This window comes from Fulvivirga sp., from assembly GCF_040220315.1.
GTDB lineage: Bacteria > Bacteroidota > Bacteroidia > Cytophagales > Cyclobacteriaceae > Fulvivirga.
The window spans coordinates 1-10,517 of record NZ_JAVJUY010000248.1; the positions used below are offsets into that span (position 1 = coordinate 1).

The following is a 10,517-nucleotide window of genomic DNA, read 5'->3' on the forward strand; positions in this document are numbered from 1 at the left end:
GGGGACAGGACTCGAACCTGTGACCTTTGGGTTATGAGCCCAACGAGCTACCAACTGCTCCACCCCGCGGTATATTTTTTGGTATTTTTAATCTTTATTATTTACTACACTTTCGTAGTTTTTTCCTCTGTTTTTCAAAAGGATTACAAAAGTAGAAGTTATAATTTTTAAAATCAAGTACCTTTGCTAAAATATATTTCAAATTGACGAATACTTCTCCTCATAAAGCCGGCTTTGTTAGCATCATCGGTAAACCCAATGTTGGTAAATCCACACTCATGAACCAGGTAGTGGGTGAAAAACTTTCCATCATCACATCCAAAGCCCAAACCACCCGCCATAGAATAATGGGTATACTGAGCGGAGATAATTTCCAAATTGTTTATTCTGATACCCCAGGTATATTAAAACCAGAATATCAGCTTCATCAATCCATGATGAAATTTGTAAATTCATCGCTATCAGATGCAGATGTGGTGCTGTTTGTAACTGATATCTATGAGGCTTTCGATGAGACTTTAGGCGAGACATTAAAGAAAATAAATGTACCGTTGATTTTTATCCTTAATAAGATAGATCAGGCCAAAGGCACTCAGGCTGAAGATAAGCTCACCTATTGGAAGGAATATGTAAAGGCTGACGCTTATATCATGATCTCCGCCCTCGATGGCATAAACATCGATAAGGTGTTTAATCAGATCGTAGATTCTTTACCAGAGCACCCGGCATATTTTCCAAAAGATCAGCTCACCGATAAGCCCGAACGGTTTTTTGCAGCTGAGATCGTGAGAGAGAAAATCTTCTTAAACTACAAAAAGGAAGTGCCCTACAGCACTGAAGTGGAAATAATGGAGTTTAAAGAAGATGAGAAAATCATCAGAATGCGTGCAGAAATATATGTAGAACGCAAGAGCCAGAAAGGTATTATCATAGGCCATAAAGGTGAGGCACTAAAAAAGGTGGGTATTGCCGCCAGAAAAGATTTAGAAGAATTTTTCGGTAAGCAAGTGCATTTAGAGACCTTTGTAAAGGTGGCAGAAGACTGGCGCAAAAAAGAAATTAATTTAAAAAGATTCGGATATAAAAATTAGTCGTAAGTCCATAGTCCCTAGTAACTAGAAAAACTACTCAAGACTAACTTATCACGACTAAGAACTAAAAATATGGCAAACGTAGTAGCAATTGTTGGCAGGCCCAACGTAGGTAAATCAACCTTATTTAATCGGCTTATAGAAAAGCGAAAGGCCATTATGGATGATGAAAGTGGTGTTACCCGCGATCGGCACTATGGCTATGCCGAGTGGATTGGTAAATTTTTTACAGTTATTGATACAGGTGGGTACGTTACAGGTTCTGAAGACAAGTTTGAATCAGAAATTAGAAAGCAGGTAGAGTTAGCTTTGGAAGAGGCCACTGTTATTTTGTTCATGGTAGACTCACACATGGGCTTAACTGATCTCGATAAAGATTTTGCCAAAGTAATTAGAACCTCTAAGAAGCCGGTACTTCTTGTGGCCAATAAAGCAGATACTACAGAGCGCATACACATGGCCATGGAGTTTTACGAATTGGGCATGGGTGAAGTGTTTCCCATATCGTCCGCTACTGGCACAGGCACAGGGGAGTTATTAGATGAGGTAGTACAACACTTAGAAGAAGGTGATAAATATACCGAAGAAGGAATTCCAAAGATTGCCATTTTAGGAAGGCCTAATGTAGGCAAATCATCCTTCCTGAATGCTTTATTAGGAAAAGAAAGAACCATTGTTACCGATGAAGCTGGTACAACAAGGGATTCCATCAATACTCGCTACAAGTTATATGGTAAAGATTTTATACTGACAGACACTGCCGGCATAAGAAAAAAATCCCGTGTTAAAGAAGATATTGAATTCTATAGTGTTTTACGATCCATACAGGCACTGCAAGATAGTGATGTGTGTATTTTTATTATCGATGCCGAAAGAGGACTGGAAGCCCAGGACATGAGTATCATTGGCTTGGCACACAAGTACAATAAGGGCATGATGATCATGATCAACAAATGGGATTTGATTGAAAAAGAAACCAACACGGCAGAACAAATAAGAAAAGATTTAGTAGCCAAACTCGGCACACTAAATTACTTGCCAATTATTTTTACATCGGTATTAAAAAAACAACGAATTTTTCAGGCCATTGAGAAGGCCAATGAGATTTATGAGAATAGAATAAGAAAGATTTCTACCTCAAAGCTTAATGAATTATTGCTTCCGGAGATTGAAAAAAACCCTCCGCCCGCCACAAAAGGTAAATATATCAAAATAAAGTACATCACTCAGCTGCCTATTCATACACCCACTTTTGCTTTCTTTTGCAACCTGCCACAGTACATTAAAGCACCGTATGAGCGGTTTTTGGAGAATAAACTACGTAAACACTTTGACTTTGAGGGAGTTCCAATTCGGTTGTTTTTTAGAAAAAAATAACATGGACTTGACCTGAATCTCTAAATGTAGCTATATTTGGCCTTTACAAAACCAAAACCTGTGAAATATGAAAAAGTTATTAACATTATTATTAGCAGTTAGTTTTTCTCTTGCATTCGTTGCATGTGGTGGATCTGGCGCTAAAGAAGAAGCAGCTGAAGCTACTGAAGCAGTAGAAGAAACAGCTGAAGAAGCAGTAGAAGAAATGGAAGAAGCAACTGAAGAAGTTATGGAAGAAGCTGATTCTGTAGCTGCTGAGGCTGAAGAAGCTGTTGAAGAAATGGAAGAAGGTTCTGAAGAATAATCTTTAAACTTTTTTTAATTTAAAGGCCTTAGTTATCTAAGGCCTTTTTTTATGATGAATAAATACCAGTTAGCTTTAAGTAAATTCATGCCAGAACCAGCCGTTAACTACTGCTATGAACTTTGGGCTAAGCATAATTTCAAATTATCCATTAAAAAAAAGCGGCAAACTAAATTGGGCGATTACAAGTACAATCCCAAAACCAAAAGCCACTACATAACGGTAAATAACGATCTCAACCCTTACTCATTCCTGATCACATACATTCACGAAGTAGCACATCTGGTTACATTTCAAGATTATGGCAGAAGGGCAGCGCCACATGGAAAGGAATGGAAATCTGTATTTAAAAATCTGATGTTGCCACTTCTAAATAATAACATCTTTCCAGACGATGTTCTTCGTACGCTAGCTAGTTATCTGAAAAACCCAAAAGCCTCAAGTTGTAATGATCACGCATTAACAAAAATGCTTTCAAAGTATGATGAAAAAAATGGAGTGTTCTTAGAAGAAATACCAACGGGTAAGGTTTTTAAGCTTGGTAATAGAACCTTTAAAAAAGAATCCTTGAGAAGAACCCGATTTGTATGTGAGGAAATTCCAACAGGAAGAAAATACCTGATCTCGAAATCGGCACTGGTAGAAGCTGCCTGACCTACTTCAATTCATTAAAAATATTCAGCATAGCCAATGCATAAGGTGCCACACCAGAATTATGGTCTTCCCCAACCAAATCAATTAATTCAATGGTTTCTGCATTTGCTCCATTGGCTAGTAGCTTTTCAAAAGTATCAACAGAATTTTGATAAGGAACTGTTATATCTGCCGTGCCATGATACATAAACATTGGCGCTACAGGTTGCCAATCAACCAATGAATTCTCATTCAGTGCATTTACAAAATCACTGTATTTTGGATCATCTATATTCGTTAAAATATCGGGCTGTATAAGGTCTGCAATTACGGTAGTGAGCTGGCCATTGATGGTTGAACCGGAATTTGTGCCATCGAACAAATCTGGAATAATGGTGGCATATGGCTCTTGAAAAAGATCGGAAAGCGGATCGTCATATCCATACGTAGTTTTGTAAGATAGTGCTACGAAAGCCAAAAAGTAAGGATTATCATACGTTTCCAAACCAAATAAATATTCCTGAAAGCCCTTTACATCATAACCACCGGAAGCCGGTGCTGATGCCACCAACTCAAAGCCCTCTGGTTGCTCCTCCTCCATTAATTTGTGCGATGCCATTGCGGCATAACCCCCTTCAGAATAGCCAGCTAAAAATGCCTTACCATTAAAATTAAACCCTTCCTGTACAGCCAACTCCTTAGCAGCTTTCATTAGATCAATCACTGCCCTACCTGTATATTCTGCATGATGATATGGCGGTATATAGTCAATAGAAGCTCCAAAACCAATGTAATCTGGAATTACAAAAATATAACCGGTACTGGCAATGGCGCTGAAGGTAAAAAACTCTGATTGATTGTTTGTGGGTGCTTCATCATTACTCGCTATCGTACCGTTTTGAAAGCTGAGCATGGGAACCGGATCTGTCGTTTCAGGGAAGGTTACTAAACCGGAAGCGGTTATTTCTTCACCCAAATAGGTTGTGGTGTATGTTACTTCATACCCTACAATATCGTAGTTCAACTGATCAGCTAAATCTGACAATTCAGGTATTCCAAAAAGACCAATTAAACCACTAAGGTTAGCAATACTTATTTCGGTTAATCGGGTACCATCCTCCAGGTTTTCTATCTGCGGCTCCGGCTGAGTTTCATCATCTGAATTGTCGCAGGAATTAAAAACTAGCGTGAATAATAATAGCAATAATGCTGTCAAATACCTGGCTATTTTTTCGTATCTCATTGCGATTTTTTTCAGTTCAACCTTCTTTGGATAAGCCCATCTACAAACTCACAAAACCTCTTTGGAGCCATCGTTCTCCAGTTGACAACATCTAACTCTCCGCCAAGGTTTATATATAAGTCAATATTATAGTTACTTAGTTCATCCTTAATAAAATCGGGAAAGTTAACACCTGCTATCCAACCGGGCTCAGAAAAATTATCACGGTCTTCAACTTCTTCAAACCACTCAGAATAATATTCATCGTCAGACCCATGAAAATTAAAAACGCTTTCGCCAATTAAAACAAACTTGCTGATGCCCTCACCCATCATGTGTTCAATAATATTTCTTTTAAAATGCATGATGTCATTATTGATAGCATCATTCCATTCTCCCATCAGCTCAATTACGGCAAAGCCGTTTTCATAATCAACAAATAATAATTTATTATAAAGTGTTTCAGAACCCAGATAGTCCCATGCCGGGTCAATGTAATAGCCATAGATGGTATCGCTATACATGTCAAAATTATACTCCTTGCCATGATAAGGTGAACGAACATCTTCTGCAGAATTATAAATGTTCAACCATCGGTAGTATGGTTCAATCTCGTGCATCTTTACGTATAAATTCTATCACCTTTCTTACTGAACCGTGTAAATCAAGAAGCTCTTCCGCTTCTTCCCTGCCAATACATAACTCCTCCATGAGCATTCTAACACCACGGTCTACCAGTTTGTTGTTACTCAACTGCATGTCCACCATTTTATTGCCCTTCACCCTGCCCAGCTGAATCATACAAGATGTAGATATCATATTTAACGCCAGCTTTTGGGCAGTACCGGCTTTCATTCGGGTACTCCCGGTCACAAACTCCGGACCTACCACAATTTCGATAGGAAATGTTACTGATTTAGCCAATTCCGAATCCCTGTTGCAAGTAATACAACCTGTAATCAAGCCCTCCTCTTTGGCTTTCCGAACTCCACCAATTACGTAAGGTGTTCTTCCGCTAGCCGCAATTCCTATCACAACATCTTTATGGTTAATTTGATGTTCTTTAAGATCCTTCCATGCCTGATTTTCATCATCCTCGGCAAATTCTACTGCCTTACGAATAGCCCCATCACCACCGGCTATTAACCCAACCACTATTCCATGCGCCATTCCAAAGGTGGGGGGTATCTCCGAGGCATCTAATATTCCTAATCTACCGCTGGTGCCAGCTCCTATGTAAAATAATCGCCCCCCTTTTTGAAGCTGCTTTACTATCTCAGGAATTAATGCCTCCATCTGGGGCATAGCTCGCATCACAGCCTTAGGTACGGAAGTATCTTCTTTGTTTATATTCACAAGAATGTCTCGCACAGACATTTCCTCCAGATGATCATAATTTGACGATGATTCAGTAGTACTCATAAAATGGTTTAACTGTTTTGATGATATAAGGTTAAGCCAGCAATGGGCGATTGAATGATGTTTTTTACAACAATACCGGAATCCGACCCTGCTTTTCTTAAAATATTAGCATAATAAAAGGCAATGGAACCCGTAAAATGTACCGGCCATTTTTTGCTTAAATAGCCGATGTTCTCATCAATAAACTTCATAAACCCTTCATAAACAAGGTTGTAAAAATAGGGCTCGTGTATTCTCTCTAATATAAACTGTGAAAAAGAGGCCAGGTAAGCAGCTGGTCGCTCCGATACATATACCTGATCAAAAACTTGTTTTAGTGAAATGTCTTTATAGCCTTCAAGCGATTTTCTTGTTTCGCCAGCAAGTCTTTTACCAAAGTAATCGTGTAGTAGCTTTTTGCCTAACCAACTACCGCTGCCCACATCATTCAAGACATAACCCAATGACGGGGCATTAGCAATAATATTATCTCCATCATAAGCGCAAGCATTTGACCCTGTGCCGAGAATGCATACAATTCCTTCCTCTGTACCACACAGCGCCCTGGCTGCCGCCAATACATCAGAATGTACCTGAATGGTGCTTAAAGATTTGAATCTTCTTTTGGCTGAGAATCTAATCCGTTCAATAGCCTTTTCAGATGAACATCCTGCTCCATAGAAGTGTAGCGCTTCAGGATTCAGGTCGTTAGGTAATTGCTCGGCTAAAATCGTATAAATAGTTGCTTCATCTTGCTGGAGTGGGTTCAATCCATCGGTTTTGAACTGACGTATCTTGCCATCATCATCAATCAATCTCCAGTCTGTTTTTGTAGACCCACTATCCGCTATCAGCTTCATAATTAACCCTTTAATCTCCCTATGGCTTTAAACTTATCAAAAACATTGGCATTGTGTGGTGCATCAGCCAATTCATCCGTTAAATCTTGCCCTGCCCAATGTTCGTAATGTTTGCCGTCCCTCCATAATTTAGACCTACTCACATCATAAATAATTGCACGATAGGCCACCCAGACCTCTTCTCTATCCTGCCCATTTCTGAGTGATAGCTGTTGTCGGGTAAAAAATGGCAAATGCTGATCTTCCATCTGGTTTTTAATGAGTTCAAATTTATATATCTTTCCGAGATAATTGGAAAACACACACTATGAGATATTTATTGTTATTGATTTCGCTTGTTCTTATTTCTTGCCAGCCTAAGGAGCAAAAAGAAGAAAAAGTGGAAGAACTAACCATTGAAGAAAAAGCACAGCAGCTCGCAAAAAAATTCATCATTCTTGATGGTCATATAGATTTACCCTATCGCTTGAAGGAAAGTGGATTTAACATTGAGGAAGACAAAGAAGTAATTTTAGCAACCGAGAATGGAAATTTTGATTACCAAAGGGCAGTAGCCGGTGGATTGGATGCTCCTTTTATGTCAATTTATATACCAGCCAGCTACCAGGAAACAGGAGGTGCCAAGGCGCTGGCCGATACATTAATCGGTTTGGTGGAGAGCATTGCCAATGCCTACCCTGATAAATTTGCTGTGGCACATACAGCCGAAGATGTTGCCAATAATTTTGAAGCAGGAATTATTTCCTTACCAATGGGTATAGAAAATGGCGCTCCGATAGAAAATGACCTCGCCAATATAAAATATTTCAATGATAGAGGAGTGAGCTATATCACACTCACACACTCTAAAAACAATCAAATTTGTGATTCATCATACGATCCCGAAAGAAAATGGAATGGCTTGAGCCCTTTTGGTAAGCAGGTGGTTGAAGAAATGAATAAAGTGGGGATAATGATCGATGTATCACACATTTCTGACAGCACATTTTATCAGGTGATGGAGTTATCGAAAGCTCCGGTAATTGCTTCACACTCATCTTGCAGGCATTTTACCCCCGGTTTTGAGCGCAATATGTCGGATGATATGATCAAACTTTTAGGTGAAAAGAATGGTGTGATACAAATCAACTTTGGCTCAACTTTTTTAGCTGATAAATCACGTCAGGTATGGAATCATGTTAAACCCTACAACGATAAGGCCAAGGCCGATCCAAGCGATACGGCATCGGCTAATTATGTGAAGCGATATTTGGCTGAGAATCCATTATTTACCAATGTTCAAAAAGCTGCTGATCATATCGATCATGTGGTAAAAGTAGCCGGCATTGATCATGTGGGCATCGGATCTGATTATGATGGTGTGGGCAATTCATTGCCTACAGGTTTAAAAGATGTTTCTACCTACCCAAATTTGATCGCTGAATTGTTGAAACGTGGATATTCAGAAGAAGATATCGAGAAAATATGTTACAAAAATGTATTCCGTGTTTGGAAAGAAGTAGATAAACTAGCAGAGGCATCAATGTAATAAAAAGGTTGGCAATGAATAAGTTAATAGCAATAGTTCTTCTATTTAGTACCATCAACTCCTTTTGTCAGGAGATAGTAAAGGAAAATTTAGGCCCAAATATTAATACTACGTATAATGAGTCTAAGCCTATTATTTCACCTGATGGAAAAATATTATTCTTTGCCAGGCAAAATTATCCCGATAACTTCAAAGGATTTAAAGACCCTCAGGACATCTACTATTCAATTTATGCCGATGGAGCATGGTCTCGCGCAGTAAACATTGGTTTTCCTCTGAATGACAAATACCCAAATGGTGTTAATTCTGTTTCAACAGATGGAAATCATTTGTTGGTTATCAACGCTTATAATCAAGATGGCAGTGTAACCGCAGGAGCGTCTATCAGTAATAAATCCGGTTCAAGCTGGGGCTACCCTAAAAAATTAATTATTGAGAATTTCTATAATAATAGCGATTTTGTTGACTATTATCAGTCCAATAAGGGCAACCACCTCTTAATGGCCATTGAAAGAGAAGATGGCATGGGAGATCAGGATTTATATGTGAGCAAAAAGATTGATGAAACAAATTGGTCGGAACCCATAAATCTGGGATCTGATATAAATACCCCCGAAGCTGAATTTTCACCATTCCTTGCCGCAGATGATAAAACATTATTCTTTGCTTCCATGGGATTTAAAGGTTATGGAAGCAGTGATATCTACTATTCCAAAAGACTAGATGACACCTGGAAAAAGTGGTCAAAACCTCAAAATATTGGTCCTGAAGTAAATTCCGATGAATTTGAGGGCTATTATAGCATTCCTGCATCAGGAAACTTTGCCTATTTTGTTAGTACCAAAGGCTCGGTAGATGGGTCCAAAGATATCTACAAAGTAACTTTACCCTATCAGTTCAGGCCAGATCCTGTTTTGCTCATTTCTGGTACTGTGTACAACGAAAAAACAAAAGGGCCAATAGAGGCAGAAATATCTTTTCTTGACCTGCCTGAGCGAAAAGAAATAGAGCAAGCCGTTTCTTCGCCAGAAAGAGGTGATTACAAAATGGTGCTTCCAAGAGGTCATATTTATGAATACCTGGCCAAAAAAGAGGGTTTTATTGGCGTTGTTCAGTACAAGGATATGAGCGAGGTAACTGAATACGTAGAAATTGAAAGTGACTTGGCTCTAGTTCCCATTGAAGAAGGCCAAAAAGTATCTATTCATAATATCTTTTTTGAAACTGGTTCTGACAAATTCTCACAAGATGCTTTCCTTGAATTAGATCGCTTTGTTGGGATTCTAAAAAAATATCCTAAACTCTATGTAGAGATTGGTGGCCACAGCGCACAAGAGCAAAGTGCCACTGAAAACCTGGTTCTATCTGAAGAACGGGCTCAGGCTGTTGTAACCTATTTCATCACTCAAGGATTGCACCCGGCACGTTTTGTTGTCAAAGGATATGGCAATATGCTGCCCTACATTGCTAGAGAAAAAATCCATTTCAAGCCAAACACCAATATTAATGATCGAATTGAATTGAAAATATTAGGTACCAATTGGACGGTGCCAGTAGATGAAGATTCGGATGATGATGGCATAATTGATGAAGAGGATGACTGCCCAAATTTTGCAGGTCCGAAAGAAACGAATGGTTGCCCGGATTCAGATGGCGATTTAATCATCGACAAATTTGATGACTGCCCAAGGCTGGCAGGCGTGAAAGAGAATAACGGGTGTCCTGAAATAACAAATGAAACCAAAGAAGTACTTCAGGCTGCATTACGTGGAATTGAATTTGAATTGGCGAGTGATGTGATCAGGCCGGTTTCATATGTCATACTCGACAAAGTGGTGGATGTGATGCAGCAAAACCCGGATTATAAACTAAGAATATCCGGCCATACTGATGATCAGGGTAATGACGAAACAAACCTGATTTTATCGCATAAAAGAGCACAATCTACCAAAACCTACTTAATTGAACACGGAGTTGAAGAAGACAGGCTTGATGCCATTGGCTATGGCGAAACAAAACCTGTGGCAGACAACGCTACAGCTGAAGGCAGGGCGCAAAACCGAAGGGTTGAATTTGAGATCGTTTTTGCAGACCAGAATAA

At 39.2% G+C, this 10,517-nt stretch carries 11 protein-coding genes; 6 read left to right on the forward strand and 5 right to left on the reverse strand.

Going from position 1 to position 10,517, the window contains the following annotated elements; translation table 11 throughout:
• The first annotated feature begins 203 nt into the window (after positions 1 to 203).
• The 4 genes from era to RLO81_RS11935 all read left to right on the forward strand — a co-directional run bounded on the left by era (position 204) and on the right by RLO81_RS11935 (position 3,426).
• Positions 204 to 1,091: a GTPase Era gene (gene era, locus RLO81_RS11920; RefSeq protein WP_350111774.1), complete on the forward strand. Its 888-nt coding sequence runs from the start codon at positions 204 to 206 to the stop codon at positions 1,089 to 1,091.
• 72 nt (positions 1,092 to 1,163) lie between these two features.
• Entirely contained in the window at positions 1,164 to 2,468 is a 1,305-nt protein-coding gene (gene der, locus RLO81_RS11925) for a ribosome biogenesis GTPase Der (RefSeq protein ID WP_350111776.1), read from the forward strand.
• Positions 2,469 to 2,535: 67 nt separating this feature from the next.
• The gene (locus tag RLO81_RS11930; RefSeq protein WP_350111778.1) at positions 2,536 to 2,772 is read left to right on the forward strand and encodes a hypothetical protein; all 237 of its coding nucleotides are present in this window, start codon (positions 2,536 to 2,538) and stop codon (positions 2,770 to 2,772) included.
• A gap of 51 nt (positions 2,773 to 2,823) precedes the next feature.
• Positions 2,824 to 3,426 carry a SprT-like domain-containing protein gene (locus tag RLO81_RS11935; protein ID WP_350111780.1) on the forward strand — a complete coding sequence of 201 codons (603 nt, stop codon included), beginning with the start codon at positions 2,824 to 2,826 and terminating at the stop codon, positions 3,424 to 3,426.
• 1 nt (position 3,427) lies between these two features.
• On the opposite strand, the gene RLO81_RS11940 is transcribed toward RLO81_RS11935, so the two are convergent.
• Genes RLO81_RS11940 through RLO81_RS11960 form a run of 5 tightly spaced genes read right to left on the reverse strand, consistent with a single transcriptional unit; the run spans position 3,428 to position 7,136 of the window.
• Positions 3,428 to 4,648: an alpha/beta hydrolase family protein gene (locus RLO81_RS11940; protein ID WP_350111782.1), complete on the reverse strand. Its 1,221-nt coding sequence runs from the start codon at positions 4,646 to 4,648 to the stop codon at positions 3,428 to 3,430.
• 11 nt (positions 4,649 to 4,659) lie between these two features.
• Complete coding sequence (locus RLO81_RS11945; protein WP_350111784.1) at positions 4,660 to 5,247, reverse strand: hypothetical protein; 588 nt, start codon at positions 5,245 to 5,247, stop codon at positions 4,660 to 4,662.
• Entirely contained in the window at positions 5,234 to 6,049 is an 816-nt protein-coding gene (gene murQ, locus RLO81_RS11950; protein ID WP_350111786.1) for an N-acetylmuramic acid 6-phosphate etherase, read from the reverse strand. The genes RLO81_RS11945 and murQ overlap by 14 nt, the downstream gene beginning before the upstream one ends.
• An 8-nt stretch (positions 6,050 to 6,057) precedes the next feature.
• A complete protein-coding gene (locus RLO81_RS11955; protein WP_350111787.1) occupies positions 6,058 to 6,888 on the reverse strand; it encodes an N-acetylglucosamine kinase in 831 nt (276 codons plus the stop codon).
• A 2-nt stretch (positions 6,889 to 6,890) separates the two neighbouring features.
• Positions 6,891 to 7,136, reverse strand: a complete 246-nt coding sequence (locus RLO81_RS11960; RefSeq protein WP_350111789.1) for a cytochrome b5 domain-containing protein — start codon at positions 7,134 to 7,136, stop codon at positions 6,891 to 6,893.
• A 59-nt stretch (positions 7,137 to 7,195) separates the two neighbouring features.
• Between RLO81_RS11960 and RLO81_RS11965 the strand changes: the two genes are divergently transcribed.
• Positions 7,196 to 8,416 carry a dipeptidase gene (locus tag RLO81_RS11965; protein WP_350111791.1) on the forward strand — a complete coding sequence of 407 codons (1,221 nt, stop codon included), beginning with the start codon at positions 7,196 to 7,198 and terminating at the stop codon, positions 8,414 to 8,416.
• A 14-nt stretch (positions 8,417 to 8,430) separates the two neighbouring features.
• The coding region (locus RLO81_RS11970; RefSeq protein ID WP_350111793.1) for an OmpA family protein at positions 8,431 to 10,517 on the forward strand (2,087 nt) is incomplete at its 3' end.

What these genes read in the sequence shown, in the direction of transcription:
- RLO81_RS11955 (WP_350111787.1), bottom strand. Translation starts at nt 6,888, where the DNA reads ATGAAGCTGATAGCGGATAGTGGGTCTACAAAAACAGACTGGAGATTG.
- RLO81_RS11945 (WP_350111784.1), bottom strand. Translation starts at nt 5,247, where the DNA reads ATGCACGAGATTGAACCATACTACCGATGGTTGAACATTTATAATTCT.
- der (WP_350111776.1), top strand. Translation starts at nt 1,164, where the DNA reads ATGGCAAACGTAGTAGCAATTGTTGGCAGGCCCAACGTAGGTAAATCA.
- murQ (WP_350111786.1), bottom strand. Translation starts at nt 6,049, where the DNA reads ATGAGTACTACTGAATCATCGTCAAATTATGATCATCTGGAGGAAATG.
- RLO81_RS11940 (WP_350111782.1), bottom strand. Translation starts at nt 4,648, where the DNA reads ATGAGATACGAAAAAATAGCCAGGTATTTGACAGCATTATTGCTATTA.
- RLO81_RS11930 (WP_350111778.1), top strand. Translation starts at nt 2,536, where the DNA reads ATGAAAAAGTTATTAACATTATTATTAGCAGTTAGTTTTTCTCTTGCA.
- RLO81_RS11960 (WP_350111789.1), bottom strand. Translation starts at nt 7,136, where the DNA reads ATGGAAGATCAGCATTTGCCATTTTTTACCCGACAACAGCTATCACTC.
- RLO81_RS11965 (WP_350111791.1), top strand. Translation starts at nt 7,196, where the DNA reads ATGAGATATTTATTGTTATTGATTTCGCTTGTTCTTATTTCTTGCCAG.
- RLO81_RS11935 (WP_350111780.1), top strand. Translation starts at nt 2,824, where the DNA reads ATGATGAATAAATACCAGTTAGCTTTAAGTAAATTCATGCCAGAACCA.